Consider the following 17,345-nt stretch of genomic DNA (forward strand, 5'->3'; position numbering starts at 1 on the left):
AATTATTTTTAATTGTTAATGATTTGTCTAGATGATGTTGTCCGGTAGAGAGCAATCGAGACCGATTTAAAGATGTAATTTTTTGCAACCTCTCGACTGCGCTCGAGGAAACAGAAAAACAAGCTATAATTATTTAATAATCAAGTATTTGAATTTAAACTATAGTCAAAATTAATGTGCAAAAAAAGGTGCCCTATATCCTACCCTACAATGACTTTCTAATGGCGATAAACAAAAAAATGAACAATGAGTAGATCATAAAAAAAGGAATTATGTAATCTGCCCATCCCAAAACCAGCATCACACTGATTATCAATAGCTGAAACCCAAGCCCAAAGGTAGATACGGCCGTCATAAGCCAATTGGGCAGATGCCTGCCGTTGGCAGCCTCACCATCCAACTTATAAATAATTTGATCAAAACTGCCATAAAGAATCCGGTACCACCAAAAAAGGACATTCACATTACGCTGATGCTCCCCAACCATTGCCACTGGCGTGCCGGATTCAAAAATTCGACTTGTAACATCGCCATGAAACTTATTTCTCAAGATTACGTAATAATAATTGTATAGGGTACCCTGAAGCTGCAGGCCCAGAAATGCCAACACGGCAAATCCAAAGTCCACATTGGTAATATGCCAGAGTACTACAAATATTAGGATATTCAGAACAAAATCCGACAGGGAATCAAAATACCTCCCAGTATAGGAGGGCGTATCTTTGATCCTTGCCAACTCCCCATCGGCAGCATCCAAGATAGATTTTAGAATAAAAAAGAAGGCTGCATACCAATAGTAGCCATAATACATGCAAACCACCGCTATAACACCTGAACAAAGAAATCCAAACGTAACTTGCACAGGCGTAACAGTCGTTTCTTTTAGTCCGTTCGCAATAACCCTGGCTATTGATCTACCATAGTCGGATAGGTCCAAAAATTTATGGTCTTCCGGTAATTTAGACATTCCCAGCTTTTTTTATGGAGCATTTTTAATGACTTAGCTACCTAAATTTTAAAACAGCACACTTATTTATCCTTACTAAATATACGACTAAATAAGGCGGGAATTATTTAGGCTTCCAAAAAACAACGGGATAGCATTAAATATTTTGACAGAACATTGGAAGTTTCATATAAAAAAATGGCAGCAACAAAAAGGATGCTAGCGCTATCTACCCTTCCAAAATCTCAATTTGCCTAATAATGTCCTTTTCTGTTATTGGATATGGGATTCCTTCAACAATGGACTTATAAACATCATCGAACAAATTGATATAAGAGGATTTTACCGATTCTATTTCCTCGGTATGCTTTTCACCGTTCTCAGCAATGGTAGTGAGCACACCATATTTATTGGCATCCTCTATTCCAAACAAAGCATTTCCGGGACTCATTCCCGCCAACAGTTGCTGCTCTTGAATATCCGTTCGCTGTTTCACAAAGGTCCCCTTGGTTCCATTAAGAACAAAAGCGGCTTGCGGCTGCACCACCAACATGCTCATAGTCAAAAACACCTGTACCCCCTTGGGATACAGCAAATGAATATGTACATAATCATCCACTTGGGTTTTAGGCCTAAACTGCCCAGTGTACTTTTTCCATTCCAATGGGAATCCAAAAAGGGCTATGGCCATATCCAATAAATGTGGGGCCAGATCATACATAAGGCCACTACCCGGTACTGGGGTTTCCTTGGCTATTTTGGGACCTATGTGATAACGATATCTATCATAACGCATATGGGCCTCTACCATGGCCCCCAATTTACCGGAATCCAACACCTTCTTTACCGCCAGAAAGTCACTATCATACCTTCTATTTTGATAAGGCAGGATACAACGATCCTGCCTTTTTGCCTCGGCAAAAAGTTCCTTGGCCTCTGCACTGTTAACACAAAAAGGCTTCTCCACCAAAACATGCTTTTTGGCTAGGAGCGCCTTTAGCGCAAATTCGAAATGCGTAAAATTGGGCGTATTTACCACTACCAGATCAATGTCCTCATCAGCTATAAGCTGATCAACGGTGTCGTAACTTTTTATCTTGGGATAAGTCTTACTGGCTATTTTTTTGGTCCTCTCAACCACTGCTGTCAAATGGTATCCGGGATGCTCATTCAAAAACGGGGCATGAAACAAGCTGCCCGACATTCCGAATGAAAGAATACCCGTCTTTAATATCTTTTTGGACATAATTTAAGTTACTTTCATTAAAAATTGGGTCATTTCCCTTTACCAAGAAACACAATGATCACAGTGGTTGCCGTTATTTTAAACTGGCCAGACTCTTCTCCAGGGTATCAATTTTAGCAATGGCATCCGCTTCCTTCTGCCGTTCCAAGTCAATTACCTGCGCAGGCGCATTGGCCACAAAACGCTCATTGGAAAGTTTCTTACGCACCGATACCAAAAAGCCTTTTATATATTCCAATTCCTCTTCCAACTTTTTAATTTCTGCTCCAATATCAATGGCCCCAACCATGGGTACAAAATATTCGTTGGACTTTACCCTAAAGGTCAAAGCCCCATCCACTGCACTGTCAACATAATCAATATCCGACACATTGGTGAGCTTGGCTATAACCACATCCCAATCCTTGGAAATATCCCCGTCGTTTAAGACCGCCAATTGAAGGGCATCTTTCATAGGGATATTCTTTTCCTTTCTAATGGTACGTATTCCCGCAATTACGTCTGCAGCAAAATTAAAACCTTCGATTAGATTCTCATTTACAGGCTGTACGTTTGGCCATTTTGCAATGACCAATGCCTCTTCCGGGGTACGTTCGGCGATGTGCTGCCAAACTTCCTCCGTAAGAAATGGCATAAACGGGTGGAGTAGTTTTAAGTTCTCTTCAAAGATATGGATCACTGCATCAAAGGTAATTTTATCTATGGGCTGCTGGTATGCTGGTTTAATTATTTCCAATAACCAAGAACTATAATCGTCCCAAACCAATTTATAGATGGCCATTAAGGCATCCGAGATCCGATACTTGCTAAAATGATCCTCTATCTCTTCAAGTGTTTTATTGAATTTTGAAGTATACCATTCAATACCCAACTTGGAAGCCTCTGGTTGTGGCAGATCTGCCACTTCCCAGCCTTTTACCAAGCGGAAACCGTTCCAAATCTTATTGGCAAAGTTTTTCCCCTGTTGGCACAAGGCCTCGTCGAACATTAGGTCGTTACCGGCAGCGGAACTCAACAAAAGTCCAACACGAACACCGTCCGCCCCGTAATCTTCAATCAGTTGCAGCGCATCCGGGGAATTTCCGAGCGACTTTGACATTTTACGTCTTTGCTTATCGCGCACCAATCCCGTAAGATATACGTTCTCGAAAGGCCTTTCATTGCGGTATTCATAGCCTGAAATAATCATTCTGGCTACCCAAAAGAATAAAATATCCGGCCCGGTTACCAAATCATTGGTAGGATAGTAGTACTCTATTTCCTTATTATTGGGTTCCAAAATCCCGTTAAAGACACTTATCGGCCAGATCCAAGAAGAAAACCATGTGTCCAGGGCATCTGCGTCCTGTTTTAAGTCATCCAATGTTAAACCGGAATTCCCAGATTTTTTCCTGGCCATATCCAACGCCTCTTCTTTGGTTTCTGCCACCACAAAATCGTCCTGTCCATCTCCAAAATAATAGGCCGGGATTTGTTGTCCCCACCACAATTGTCGAGAAATATTCCAATCGCGAATGTTTTCCATCCAATGGCGATAGGTATTTTCGAATTTTTTGGGGAACAACTTAATATCTTCGTCTTCCAAAACCGACTTTATAGCAGGTTTGGCCAGATCTTCCATACTAAGAAACCACTGATCGGACAATCTTGGCTCAATAACTGCCTTGGTTCTCTCCGAAGTGCCAATTTTATTAATGTGCTGTTCGGTCTTTACCAAATACCCTTTTTCCTCCAATTCTTTTGAAATAGCCTTCCTGACCTCAAAACGGTCCCTACCTTCATAATGCAATCCAAAACTATTTAAACTGGCATCTTCATTAAAGATATCTATAGTCTCCAGATTGTGTTTCTCCCCCAGGGCCTTGTCATTGACATCGTGTGCGGGGGTCACTTTAAGGCAACCTGTTCCAAACTCAACATCAACATATTCATCCTCAATTATGGGGATTACCCTGTTGCATATGGGTACTATAGCCTTTTTACCTCTTAGATGGGCATAACGCTCATCGGCGGGGTTAATACAGATGGCCGTATCCCCTAAAATGGTTTCCGGTCTGGTGGTGGCAATGGTAACGGTTTCATCCGAACCCTCTATTTTATAGGCCAAATAGTATAACAGGCCCTGTCTTTCCTCGTAGATCACTTCTTCGTCGGACAAGGTGGTTTTTGCCTCAGGATCCCAGTTTACCATACGGTAACCCCTATATATCAAACCTTTATTGTAGAGGTCTACAAAGACTTTTATAACGGAGGCGGACATATTGTCATCCATAGTGAACTTGGTACGCTCCCAATCGCAGGAACAGCCCAATTTCTTTAACTGTTCCAGGATTACCCCACCGTATTCATGGGTCCAATCCCAGGCATGCTTCAAAAATTCTTCCCGGGTTATATCCTTTTTATCTATCCCTTGTTCCTTTAGTTTGGCAACCACTTTGGCCTCCGTAGCTATGGAGGCGTGATCGGTGCCAGGCACCCAACAGGCATTTTTCCCCATTAAACGGGCCCTACGGATCAAAACATCCTGTATGGTATTGTTCAACATATGCCCCATATGCAAAACTCCGGTAACATTTGGCGGAGGTATGACTATGGTATATGGCTCCCTATCATCTGGTGTGGAATGAAAATAATTATGTTTGGTCCAATAGTCGTACCATTGGCCCTCTACCCTGTGAGGCTCATATTTTGAAGGAATTTCCATTATTTGGAACAGTTTTTGCTTACCCTAAACGGGCGATTACTAAATGAGTGCAATATTAAGGTTAAACTTGAAGTAATTCTAAGGTTTTTGTCCATTTAGAAATACGAAACAAAAATAAGTAACGTTATTACATAACAAAAGAATTTTGGAGGTTCATTAAAAACATTTACTTTTGAAATTCACCAAAAACTAAAAATAATGAAAAAAATAGTACTAGTTCTATTTATTGGTCTCTTAGGATTTGGCCTAACCGCTCAAGAAAATGTAGCGAAAATTAGCTTCAAAACGGAAACCGTTGATTATGGTGAAATTGCTAAAGGCAGCGATGGCTTAAGAGTGTTTGAATTTACCAATACTGGGAATGCACCACTTGTTATAAGCAAAGTAAGCTCTAGCTGCGGATGTACAATCCCTAAAAAACCGGATGCACCTATATTACCAGGTAAAACTGGCGAAATTCAAGTAAAATATGATACTAACAGAGTTGGACCTATCGCAAAGGCGATAACTGTAATCTCCAACGCTGACACCCCAACGAAGGTGTTAAAAATAAAGGGAAAGGTATTACCGGCGGAAGGCAAATAAATACCACTCCCAAACACAAAAGCTTGTTAATTACCTAATTGGGGATTTAACAAGCTTTTTTTATTGGTGGGGTTTTCGGCTTACCTACCTGGACCCTGGGATAGATTCCTTAAAAATGCCTGGGCCTACCTTGGCCTATAACATCATCTATTTGAATACATCCTTAAGGACATAGGTAATCAACATATCCTTTTGGTAGCGTTCTATTAAAACCTTCACTCTTTTACCCTCCTTGTCATTCAGCATATGTAGGATTTGTTGAAGTTTATAGTGATGTACCTTTTTCCCGTTTACTGCCAGAATAACATCCCCTTCCTGCAAACCCGCTTCATGGCCAGGGCTTCCCGCACGTATGCCAGACACTATAATTTCCGGGACCATACTTAGCCTGGTCATATTCTCGAAGAGTATTTGCACATCCCCGAACGATTTGCCACTATCTGCCAACACCGCCCCATTTACATCTGCAATACTTTCGGAAATATAACGCATTCCATTATGCTGAATATCTATTCCGCTCAAATTAAAATCGAACGGTTTATTAAAAAGGGAATTTTTGCGCAAACTCAGGGTACTATTACCATAATTGAAAACCAGGGTAAATCTTTTTAGGACCTCTCCGCCCAAACTTCCATTTCTATCTCCGAAAGTTGTCATGGAATTAAAATACTGTAGATCAGGAAATGCGGTTTTGGCATCCTTTAATAAAAAGCCTGCTAATTTGATCCCATCTATTTTGGTCCTTTTTCCATAAATGCTTCCACTTAGTCCCTGTCCCAAAAAATCTACATAATTGTCCCGAGGAACCCCCAATCCCCTATCCAAATCCTCAAAAAGCCATAAAGCATCAGAACTACCCGAATCTATTAATAATTTAACAGGGATACTTTGCTTATTTTTCATTAATACATCACCCTGAACATAGGCTTTGTTTTGAATAATCTGCAAAGGCAGTTTTCGGGTCTTGGAGCTTTTTTTGGACCTGTAAAGATCAGGGTCATGAAGCTTCAAATATTTCGATGAATAATTTAACTCAACTATAAAATCCCTAAAGAGGTCATAACCAATGATTCCATGTACCGGTATACCCAGCCTAGGGGAAAGATTCAGTTCCTTGTCCATAACCACATAAAGCTGTTGATCCGTATTGACCACTTCTCCAATTCTAAATAAATTGGAGCTAGATATCAAAGCATTAATTGGCTCACCCTCACCAAGGCCTTTTATTACAATTTCCGAAACATTGTTAATTTGAATGGAATCTTTATCCGATAAATTAAAAAGAATAGGTTTATTTACCCCTGAATCCAAAATAAATGAAAGTTGTGCCCCGTTTACCTCTATTGGAATTATAATGAGATTGTTCACCAATTCAAACTTCACCTTTTGAAACTTTTCTCCAGACGGCAATTTGAAATTTTGAGATAACAGTAAAACGGGGCAGCACCAAATAAGGAAAACCATATGTCTTAAGAAAGCCATCCTATTTCCATTTTTAAGCAACCTACCCCTCTAATTTACGCACAAAACCCTTGACATCAGAATCATTTAACATATTAATATGGAATCAAATAAGGTCGTTTTATTGTTTTGTCCGTATTGATTTCTCATTTTTGCCTAAAATTAAATCCATATGCCATCAATTTCACGGAGAGGCAGGACAATGCCGGAATCTCCAATAAGAAAACTAGTACCTTTTGCTGAAGCTGCCATAAAAAGAGGAATCAAGATTATCCATTTAAATATAGGCCAGCCCGACATAAAAACACCAAAAGTTGCATTGGATGCCGTTAAAAACAATGCTCTGGAAGTCCTGGCTTATAGCAGAACAGAAGGTTCCGAATCTTACAGGGAAAAAATTGCCGGATATTACGCAAAGAATGACATTCATGTTCATGCAGACAATATTATAGTTACTACAGGTGGTTCGGAAGCATTGTCCTTTGCTTTGGGAAGTATAGCGGATAATGACGATGAAATTATTATCCCAGAGCCCTTTTATGCCAATTACAACGGATTTGCAAACGCCAGCGGAATAAAGGTAGTACCGGTTGTTTCCAGTATTGAAAATAATTTTGCACTACCTCCAATTGACGAATTTGAAAAACTAATTACACCCAGGACAAAGGCCATCCTTATTTGCAATCCAGGGAACCCAACAGGCTATTTATATACAAGGGAAGAAATTAAAAAACTTGCCTCTATAGTAAAAAAACACAACCTATTCCTAGTGGCCGATGAGGTATACCGTGAATTTATCTATGACGGCAGGGAGCATTATTCCATTCTTCAGGAAAAAGGCCTTGAAGAACACGCTATTATAGTTGACTCTGTTTCCAAAAGATACAGCATGTGCGGGGCGCGAATTGGGTATTTGGTCTCCAAAAATAAAGAAGTTATGCAAACCGCCCTAAAATTTGCCCAGGCCCGACTTTCCCCGCCCACCTATGCGCAAATTGCCAGTGAAGCTGCCTTGGAAACCCCACAGTCTTACTTTGATGATGTAAAAAAGGAATACGAGGAACGCAGAAACATACTTATCTCAGAATTAAACAAACTCGAGGGTGTTGTAGTGGCCCAGCCACAGGGTGCCTTTTATTGTATTGCACAACTGCCCATTGACAACGCGGACACCTTTGCCCAGTGGCTATTGGAGGATTTCAATTTAAACGGGGAGACCGTAATGGTAGCACCTGCAGCGGGATTCTACGCAACTGAGGGCTTGGGTACAAACCAGATCAGAATTGCCTATGTATTGGAAAAGGAAGATCTAAAAAGAGCGGTTCACATTTTAAAGGAGGCCTTAAAGGTATATGCAAATTAATGGATATACGAAAAGACATATCCCTTAAAAAGTACAATACTTTTGGAATTGATGCCAAGGCCAAATTCTTTTGCGAAATAAATTCGATCGCAGACCTAAAAAAAGCACTTTCACTTCAGGGATATCCCACTTTATTTGTTCTCGGAGGGGGTAGCAATATGCTTATCACAAAAGATTTGGAAAATCTGGTACTGCATATAAACCTAAAGGGAATTGAGGTGCTTTCAGAAAATAAGGATGAGGCCATAATAAAAGTCAGTGCCGGTGAGAATTGGCACAATATGGTATTGTGGACTTTGGACCACGATTATGGCGGATTGGAGAACCTATCCCTCATACCAGGTAATACTGGTACCGCCCCAATTCAGAACATAGGCGCCTATGGTGTAGAACTTAAGGACACCTTTGTAAGTTGCGATGCCATGGAAATTGCCACCCAGGAACTAAAAACCTTTACCAAGGAAGAGTGCCAGTTTGGCTATCGCGATTCCTATTTCAAAAATGAAGGGCTAGGAAAATACATCATCACTTCGGTAAGTTTTAAATTGACCAAAAGAAATCATAAACTAAATGTAGATTATGGTGCCATTGTTTCCGAATTACATAATAGCGGCATTACCAATCCCAGCATTAAGGATGTGTCCAATGCCGTAATTTCCATTAGAAAAAGTAAGTTGCCAGACCCTAAGGAATTGGGCAATAGTGGAAGTTTCTTTAAAAACCCGGTAGTAGATAAGCAGCAATTTGATAACTTCACCAAGATGAACCCAAATGCGCCCTTTTATAAGGTTGCTGAAAATGAATTCAAGATTCCGGCCGGTTGGTTAATAGAGCAATGTGGCTATAAGGGAAAGCGGTTTGGCGATGCCGGAGTACACAAAAACCAGGCCTTGGTGTTGGTCAATTACGGTGATGCCTCAGGGGCTGAAATCATTGACCTGGCAGAAAACATTATAGACAGTGTGTTGAAAAGGTTCGGAATTGTGATCAGCCCGGAAGTCAATATCATAAAATAACCCCCGACATAAGATGCCAGGGGCTATACCAAACCAAACTAACCAAAAATTAAATGCACAGTTACCAGCTGTCCATTTATCCAATTAAAACGCTAAGCATAACAATCAATTTTATAATTTAGCGTTTGTGTATATACGAGGAGAATTAAGGAATTGGATGATTGCCAAGCAACTTTTTTTTGAGAACACACTATTTATATGAGCATATTACTGGAAAATCATATTGTTGAGCTTCTTCAAGAGCGAAATGACAAGGCCATTTCCCTCCTTTATGAACACTATGGGGACACCTTATACGGGGTAGCCTACAAGGTAGTGCGTGATGAGGAATTGGCTCAGGATGTTGTACAGGAAAGCTTTATCAAAATTTGGAAGAAATCGGATTCCTACGACCCCACAAAAGCTAAATTGTTCACTTGGTTATTCAGGATTACACGCAATACAGCCATAGACAAATTAAGAAGTGCGAACAACAAATCCGACAAGGAAATCCAAATGGACGTTTCGGACGTATATAAACTAGGAACTGAAGGTATAATCCCTGACTTGATGGACGTTCAGGATAATTTGGATAAAATAGATTCAAAATATCAAATTGTATTGGACGCCTTATTTTTTCAAGGAATGACCCAGCAGGAGGCAAGCGAAGAATTGGACATACCACTAGGTACCATCAAGTCTAGATTAAAGATTGGACTTAGGGAATTAAAGAAGATTTATGGTTCAACTATAGTTCTTGCCTGTTTACTAAGTTTATTTATGAATTAAAGCACAACCTTGTTAAGACTAAGACCCAACTATTAAGCTGACGTTACAGCATAGCCGACCAAATTGTGCTACAAATAATAAAGCCATGAAAGAAAAGATTAGAATATTTTTAGAAACAGACCTACTAGAAAAATATCTATTGGGCACCACCTCCCAAGAGGAAGCATTCCAGGTAGAAAGATATATTGCCATGTATCCCGAAGTTAGGAACACCTATATTGAGCTTCAGGAAAACCTTGAGATATTTGCCAAGTTACATGCCATTAAAACTCCGGAAGGCCTTAAGGAAAGAATCCAAACTAGGATAAAAAAGGAAAATTCCGGACGATCAAAATTCTTTAGGTATGCCATTGCAGCCAGTTTTGCCGCCCTGCTGTTTGCAGGAGCATCCTATTTCTTTTGGAACCAAAACCAAAGCTTGCAAGAGGAAAATGTTATTGTCAACAACAAGATCCAGAACTTGGAAGAGAATATGCGTTTACAGTTGGAGGATGTTAGAAATCAATTCATTGTCCTTAACAATCCGAAAACCAAGCGACTTACAGTTAAAGGCAATAATAAGGCCAAGGAACTTAAGGCCGTGGCCTATGTTAATCCTGTGAAAAAGCTTTCCTATATCAATGTGAGCAAATTGCCTAACCTACCGGAAAACCAATGCTACCAAATGTGGGCAGAGGTCAACGGACAAATGCTCAACTTAGGAGTAATACAGGAGGCCAGCAATAGTGAAAAATTAATGGCCCTGCCTTATGGCGAAAATGCCGTTGGATATATCACCATTGAACCAACAGGAGGCAATTCCAAGCCTACCATAGAGAATATAGTGGCCAATATCTCTTATTAATTTAAGGACTTAAAGTAATCCCAATCCTTATTGGGAAGCTTATAAATTTCATATCTTTGCATTAAATAATGCAGGGATATGAAATTATTATTTTTAACAATAGGTCTACTAGCACTTGCTTTTGCAGGTATTGCAATAAAAATATGGTCCAAAAAGGATGGTAAATTTGCTGGAACATGTGCCAGTCAGAGTCCGTTTTTAAATAAGGACGGAGAAGCATGTGGCTACTGTGGAAAACTCCCAACAGAGCAGGACTGCAGAAAGGATTCCGTTACACAATAGAAATCTGCCTATTATCACCTTTTACATTATCTCATCTTGGACAAAACCGAAGAACCTCTTCCCGATCTTATTGAAAAAGCCAAATTAGGCAATCAAATAGCCTTCAGTGCATTATTAAATAGCTTTTGGAACGACGTCTACGGTTTCCAGTTGATCAGGACCAGAAATGAGAACGATGCCGAAGACATTACCATTCAGACATTTTCTAAAGCTTTTGACAAGATACACACCTTTAATGAGGACTACGAATTTAAGACATGGCTGATAGCCATTTCCAAAAATTTGCACATAGACCTCATCCGTAAAAGCAAAAGAAACGTCCTAAAAGGCAATCCGGAAAGTAGCAGCGAAGCCATTAAGAAGGTTTTGGATGATGCCCCTTCCCCAGAGGACAGTTTAATTACCGAACAAAATCTTGCCGCTTTGTTAGAGTATATAAAAAGGCTAAAACCACATTACCAAGAAGTAATAAACCTAAGATATTTTCAGGAACTGCCCTACGCTGAAATTGCCGAAAAACTTGGGGAACCTGTCAATAATGTGAAGGTTAAATTACTAAGGGCGAAAAGGCTACTTGCCGAAATAATTAAAAATAATAATTAGAACCGATAGTTCTACTCCCTATTTAACGGAAACAAAGTTCCATTGAACGAAAGAACCAGGACGTTGGATACCGGGCAATAGATGTTCAACATTGGATGTTGTAAAAGAACCTTCACATGCACGCAGTTACAGCTGCCCTTCTTCAAATTAACTTTCACTCCCAATCTATTGTCCCCTGCTCCAGGTCCAATAATATTTATTGTCCTCCACATACTTTATAAATAACCCGTTAAATTCTCGCTGGCACCAGACAGATATTGGCATACCCATACTTTGCAGTCATTTGGTATTTTAACTATCGCCCATTTCGTATATTTGCACAAAATCGTTGTATGAGTATTGAAACTATAGACAGTGTCATCCCTCCAAAAGGCAAACCCAAATGGTTACGCGTAAAACTTCCGACGGGCAAAAAATACACCCAATTAAGGGGATTGGTGGATAAATACAACCTCCACACCATATGCACTTCGGGCAGTTGTCCAAATATGGGCGAATGTTGGGGAGAAGGTACTGCCACTTTTATGATTTTAGGAAATGTTTGCACCCGTTCCTGTGGATTTTGTGGTGTAAAAACGGGGCGACCTGAAGATGTAGATTGGGCAGAGCCGGAAAAAGTAGCAAGATCCATTAAAATAATGGACATTAAACATGCTGTTATTACTTCGGTGGATCGTGACGACCTAAAGGATATGGGTTCTATAATATGGGCAGAAACAGTGAAGGCCATACGAAGAATGAACCCCACTACCACCCTGGAGACATTGATTCCAGATTTTCAAGGTATACATACCCATTTGGATCGAATCCTTGCGGTTGGGCCTGAAGTAATATCCCACAATATGGAAACCGTAAAACGTTTAACAAGGGAGGTTCGCATACAGGCAAAATACGAGAGAAGTCTTGGAGTCCTTTCCTATTTAAAAGAAAACGGCGCCAACCGTACCAAGTCGGGAATAATGTTGGGGCTGGGTGAAATGGAGGAAGAAGTTATCCAAACCATGGAAGACCTTAGGGCGGCCAATGTAGATGTTGTCACTATTGGCCAATATCTGCAGCCTTCCAAAAAACATTTACCGGTAAAGGAGTTTATTTTACCGGACCAGTTCAAGAAATATGAAGAAATAGGTCTAAAATTAGGCTTTAGGCATGTAGAAAGCGGGGCTTTGGTCCGCTCATCGTACAAGGCACACAAACATATAAAGTAAGTACCCCTTACACCCCCTTATCTAGTATATCAATCCGTAATTATGCGGATAAATTGGCTTGACCCTTTTTATGAAACAAATTAATATTGGTATAAACGGCTTTGGCAGAATTGGCCGTACCTTATTTAGACTTTTAAGCGAACAAGCTCATCTAAGAGTGGTAGCCATTAACGATTTGGCAGATGCGCCTACATTATCCCATTTATTAAAATACGATAGTATCCACGGGGTATTCCAAAAAGAAGTATCCCACAGCGGCAATCACATCATCGTAGAAAATAATAAGGTTGCCCTATTAAATCACAATTCGCCCAAAGACATCCCTTGGTCCGATCATAAGGTTGATATTGTTGTTGAGGCCAGCGGGAAGTTCAAGGACAGGGCCATCTTGGAGTACCACTTAAAAAATGGGGCAAAAAAGGTTATACTTAGTGTACCTCCAACCGAAGATGACATAAAGATGGTGGTATTTGGAATAAACCATGAAACCCTTGTCCAAACAGATGACATTATTTCCAACGCCTCCTGTACCACGAACAATGCCGCACCTATGATCAAGGTAATTCAGGATCTTTGCGGTATAGAGCAGGCCTATATAACCACCATCCATTCTTACACTACAGATCAAAGTCTGCACGACCAACCGCATAAAGACCTTAGGAGGGCCAGGGCGGCCTCACAATCTATTGTCCCTACCACAACCGGAGCGGCCAAGGCATTGACCAGAATATTCCCAGAACTCTCCAATGTTATTGGAGGTTGCGGCATAAGAGTTCCTGTACCCAATGGATCTTTGACCGACATCACTTTTAACGTAAAAAGGCAAACTTCCATAGAGGAAATTAATGATGCTTTCCTAGAAATATCCCAAAAAGAACTTAAAAACATTCTATATTACACAAAAGACCCCATAGTTTCTATTGATATAAACAATACTTACTATTCTTGTACGTTTGATTCTCTGATGACTTCTGTAATCGGCAAAATGGTCAAAATTATAGGCTGGTATGATAACGAAACCGGATACAGCAGCAGAATTGTAGATTTAATTAATTATATTACAAGTAAACGATACGTTTGAGACCTAGATTCTTACATATAACTTTGAACAGAAAACTGTGGCTCCTAACGGTCCTCTTGTTTTTTTGCTATAGCCATACCTATACCCAGGAAAACACTGCTGCCGGGAATGATATAGAATATCATTTTGACAAAGCCAGGGAATTTGGCAATAAGAACAAAATGGAACCCGCCCTTGAAGAGCTGAATACCGCAATGGAGATCGCCTTTAAGAACAATGACCAAAAGGCCCTGATAGATACCTATCACAAATTCGCCATTTTATATTTGCGCCTGCAAAAGGATGATAGCGCGGAATATTATGCTGACAGATCAAAATCCCTTTTAAAGGATATTTCCTACCCTTATGGCGAAGCTACGCATAAATATATAGATGCCATTATTTCCTATAGGGACGGTAAAAATTTCTTGGCCATCTCTATGCTGAACGAGGCTAAACAGATCAACAACGACAGAAATTTACTGAACAATATTCTATTTGTAGAGGGAATTATTTTCTTAAACCTGGAAAAATACGAAAGTGCTACTAAAAATTTCAATGCCCTTGCGGTAAATACGGACATTTACGAAAAGGACTACCTGGCCGCCAAGGCAAATATAAAATTGGCGGAGATCAACAACAAGACCGAAAATTACGAGGAGAGTATTAAGAATGCGCAGAGTGCCTTAAAATTGGCCAAGGCGAACAATTTCTATTTAGAAGTATTGGAGGCCAATAGGCTACTTACACGGACCAATGAAAAACTTGGGCTTTTTGAATCTGCCCTGGCCTATAATAGAAATATAGTGAACATCAAGGACTCTATATTTACCCTAGAGAAAAGCTTGGCGGAAACCAAAACGGCAGATAACATCCAAACCAAATTTATGAAGGATGAAATTGGCCGACAGGAAGCCAAGATAGAAGAACTTAACCAATCCAAAAATAGAACGGAAATAACGGCAATTTTAACCGCTGCCTTTTTAATAGTAATTTCCATATTGGCCATTTCACTTTACCGTAACAACCAAATAAAGCTAAAGACAAACGACCTATTACATACCAAAAACAATGAACTACAGGCTGCACGGGATGCTGCAGTAATGGCCATGGAGGCCAAAACCAATTTCCTATCCACGGTAAGCCACGAATTGCGGACACCACTTTATGCGGTGACCGGCCTAACACATTTACTGCTGGAGGAGAACCCCAGTGAAAACCAGAAGGAACACCTAAAATCGTTGAAATTTTCTGGTGACTACCTATTGAACTTCATTAATGACATTCTTCAGATCAACAAAATTGACGCCGATAAGCTGGAGGCCCTGCAAATAGATTTCAATCTTAAAAAGATACTTTCCGAAGTAATCAATTCCCTGCATCAAAGCGCTAAGGCCAACAAAACAAAAATTGAACTGGAATTTGATGAGAATATACCGTCACACCTATTGGGAGATCCACTTAAACTTTCCCAAATTTTTATAAACCTTATCGGCAACGGTATAAAATTCACCAAGGGAGGACAAGTAACGGTTATAGCCAAGCTTGCCAAAAAAGTAGAGGAGAATCTGACCATTTATTTTGAAGTAAAGGATAATGGTATTGGTATTGATAAAGAGAGACAGCTTACAATTTTTGACAGCTTTGAACAAGGCTCTATCCAAATTAATAGGGAATATGGAGGTACCGGCCTGGGACTGACCATTGTAAAAAGCCTGCTGGGCCTATTTGGCAGTAAAATTGGACTAAAGAGTGAAATAGGCAAAGGAAGTTCCTTTTTCTTTGAGTTGGATCTAAAAAGCAAGGACGATCTTATTGATGATATTCCGTTCGAGATTACCGAGGTGGAATACGATTTTAAAGGACTACATATATTGATTGTGGAGGACAACAAAATCAATCAAGTGATTACCAAGAAAATGCTGAACAAGAAGGAAATAACCTGTGATATTGCCAACAATGGTTTGGAAGCGGTGGCCATGGTGAGAAAAACGGATTACGATTGTATCCTTATGGACATCCATATGCCAGGAATTAGTGGTGAAGAGGCTACCATAGAAATCAGAAAGTTCAATAGATTGGTGCCAATCATAGCGCTTACGGCAATTTCCTTGGATGACAGTTTGGAAAGTTTTTATGCCGCTGGTTGTAACGACGTGGTTACGAAACCTTTTAAACCGGAGGTATTTTATCAAAAAATAGGAGAGAACATCTTTGATGTGAAAAAAAAAATTGAGGCCTAAGTAGCAGTAAGGCTTTCACCCAACAAATTCAATAGTACCTCTTCTCCCCCGTTCATGAATTTATGCCCTACCCCTATATAATAAAAATTTTCGCCCTTGCCCGCCAACCTTACATAGTCTTTTTCGGTCGTAAGGACCACCTCCCTGTTATTGAATAAGGCAATTTCCTTATCTGTAAAAAAATGGTGGTCAGGGTATGCCAAATGTTCAAACACAATTCCTTGAGCACTAAGGAAACTTACCAGCTGCTTTGGATCTGCTATCCCGGTCACTAAGGTCACCTTTTTATTTTTAAGTTCGGCCAAGTCCATCTCCTTGGAGTTGCCTTTTAAGGTTGTTTGATACTCCAAATAGCTAAAGATAACTTGCTGACCAGGATCAGGGTTCAATTTTTTCAGGATTCTATGCTGTTCGGCCACGCTCAATTTTGATGGGCACTTGGTAACAACAATAATATTGGCCCTCCTTGCTTCCCGTTTGCTATCCCTTAAATTCCCGCTAGGCAAATACCAATCATCTACGTATAAATTGGAATGGGAAGTTAAAAGCACATATTGGTCACATCTTACTTTTCTGTGTTGAAAGGCATCATCCAACAAAATTATATCGGGACCTATGGTTTCCTCCAATATGGAAATACCGTGCTGCCTGTCCGCATCCACTGCGACATGGGCATTGGGGAATTTTTTATAGATCTGATAGGGTTCATCCCCCAGATCCTCAACCCCTATAGCAGGTTTGGCCAACAAAAAGCCTTTAGATTTTCTACCATATCCCCTACTTAAAACAGCTATTCTGCCCCGATCTTTTACATTGGCAACCAAAAACTCTATCATAGGGGTTTTACCGGTACCCCCTACACTAAGATTCCCTACACAAATGGTCCTGGTCTTATAGGCTTTGGAGGACAATAGCCCTACGTCATAAAGATAATTGCGCAGATATACCACCAGGGCATATATCAGTGAAACGGGAAAGCCTAATTTTCTTAGTAGCTGCATTAGAACGAAAATATA

The 17,345-nt window shown here is 40.1% G+C and carries 15 protein-coding genes; 10 read left to right on the forward strand and 5 right to left on the reverse strand.

From position 1 onward, the window contains the following. Window positions 1-205: 205 nt before the first annotated feature. From U735_RS0116570 to U735_RS0116580, 3 genes are all read right to left on the reverse strand, one after another. Window positions 206-967, reverse strand: a complete 762-nt coding sequence (locus tag U735_RS0116570; protein WP_031444895.1) for a CDP-alcohol phosphatidyltransferase family protein — start codon at window positions 965-967, stop codon at window positions 206-208. A 208-nt stretch (window positions 968-1,175) separates the two neighbouring features. Next, window positions 1,176-2,192 carry a Gfo/Idh/MocA family oxidoreductase gene (locus U735_RS0116575; RefSeq protein WP_031444896.1) on the reverse strand — a complete coding sequence of 339 codons (1,017 nt, stop codon included), beginning with the start codon at window positions 2,190-2,192 and terminating at the stop codon, window positions 1,176-1,178. Between the two features lie 73 nt (window positions 2,193-2,265). Beyond that, on the reverse strand, window positions 2,266-4,896 hold the full coding sequence (locus tag U735_RS0116580; RefSeq protein WP_031444897.1) for a valine--tRNA ligase: 2,631 nt from the start codon (window positions 4,894-4,896) through the stop codon (window positions 2,266-2,268). A 198-nt stretch (window positions 4,897-5,094) separates the two neighbouring features. On the opposite strand from U735_RS0116580, the gene U735_RS0116585 reads away from it, so the two are divergent. Continuing rightward, the gene (locus U735_RS0116585; protein WP_031444898.1) at window positions 5,095-5,481 is read left to right on the forward strand and encodes a DUF1573 domain-containing protein; all 387 of its coding nucleotides are present in this window, start codon (window positions 5,095-5,097) and stop codon (window positions 5,479-5,481) included. 147 nt (window positions 5,482-5,628) lie between these two features. On the opposite strand, the gene U735_RS0116590 is transcribed toward U735_RS0116585, so the two are convergent. Beyond that, window positions 5,629-6,963, reverse strand: a complete 1,335-nt coding sequence (locus tag U735_RS0116590) for an aspartyl protease family protein (RefSeq protein ID WP_031444899.1) — start codon at window positions 6,961-6,963, stop codon at window positions 5,629-5,631. Between the two features lie 151 nt (window positions 6,964-7,114). Between U735_RS0116590 and U735_RS0116595 the strand changes: the two genes are divergently transcribed. From U735_RS0116595 to U735_RS0116635, 9 genes are all read left to right on the forward strand, one after another. Continuing rightward, window positions 7,115-8,305 carry a pyridoxal phosphate-dependent aminotransferase gene (locus tag U735_RS0116595; protein WP_031444900.1) on the forward strand — a complete coding sequence of 397 codons (1,191 nt, stop codon included), beginning with the start codon at window positions 7,115-7,117 and terminating at the stop codon, window positions 8,303-8,305. Continuing rightward, window positions 8,305-9,321, forward strand: coding sequence for a UDP-N-acetylmuramate dehydrogenase (murB, locus tag U735_RS0116600; RefSeq protein ID WP_031444901.1), 1,017 nt, complete (start codon window positions 8,305-8,307; stop codon window positions 9,319-9,321). Before U735_RS0116595 ends, murB begins: the two co-directional genes overlap by 1 nt. A gap of 198 nt (window positions 9,322-9,519) precedes the next feature. Continuing rightward, entirely contained in the window at window positions 9,520-10,089 is a 570-nt protein-coding gene (locus tag U735_RS0116605; protein WP_031444902.1) for an RNA polymerase sigma factor, read from the forward strand. A gap of 85 nt (window positions 10,090-10,174) precedes the next feature. Next, window positions 10,175-10,933, forward strand: coding sequence for an anti-sigma factor domain-containing protein (locus tag U735_RS0116610; RefSeq protein WP_031444903.1), 759 nt, complete (start codon window positions 10,175-10,177; stop codon window positions 10,931-10,933). 78 nt (window positions 10,934-11,011) lie between these two features. Then, complete coding sequence (locus U735_RS0116615) at window positions 11,012-11,215, forward strand: hypothetical protein (protein ID WP_031444904.1); 204 nt, start codon at window positions 11,012-11,014, stop codon at window positions 11,213-11,215. A 36-nt stretch (window positions 11,216-11,251) separates the two neighbouring features. Beyond that, window positions 11,252-11,818 carry an RNA polymerase sigma factor gene (locus U735_RS0116620; RefSeq protein WP_031444905.1) on the forward strand — a complete coding sequence of 189 codons (567 nt, stop codon included), beginning with the start codon at window positions 11,252-11,254 and terminating at the stop codon, window positions 11,816-11,818. A gap of 332 nt (window positions 11,819-12,150) precedes the next feature. Continuing rightward, window positions 12,151-13,026, forward strand: coding sequence for a lipoyl synthase (lipA, locus tag U735_RS0116625; protein ID WP_031444906.1), 876 nt, complete (start codon window positions 12,151-12,153; stop codon window positions 13,024-13,026). A 70-nt stretch (window positions 13,027-13,096) separates the two neighbouring features. Continuing rightward, window positions 13,097-14,107: a type I glyceraldehyde-3-phosphate dehydrogenase gene (gene gap, locus U735_RS0116630; protein ID WP_031444907.1), complete on the forward strand. Its 1,011-nt coding sequence runs from the start codon at window positions 13,097-13,099 to the stop codon at window positions 14,105-14,107. 23 nt (window positions 14,108-14,130) lie between these two features. Further along, window positions 14,131-16,329 carry a tetratricopeptide repeat-containing hybrid sensor histidine kinase/response regulator gene (locus U735_RS0116635; RefSeq protein WP_031444908.1) on the forward strand — a complete coding sequence of 733 codons (2,199 nt, stop codon included), beginning with the start codon at window positions 14,131-14,133 and terminating at the stop codon, window positions 16,327-16,329. Here the strand turns inward: U735_RS0116635 and lpxK are convergent. Next, the gene (gene lpxK / locus U735_RS0116640; RefSeq protein ID WP_031444909.1) at window positions 16,326-17,330 is read right to left on the reverse strand and encodes a tetraacyldisaccharide 4'-kinase; all 1,005 of its coding nucleotides are present in this window, start codon (window positions 17,328-17,330) and stop codon (window positions 16,326-16,328) included. The two genes, U735_RS0116635 and lpxK, sit on opposite strands and share 4 nt — an antisense overlap. Window positions 17,331-17,345 lie beyond the last annotated feature (15 nt).

Origin of the sequence: Arenibacter algicola, assembly GCF_000733925.1 — a bacterium.
GTDB classification, from domain to species: domain Bacteria; phylum Bacteroidota; class Bacteroidia; order Flavobacteriales; family Flavobacteriaceae; genus Arenibacter; species Arenibacter algicola.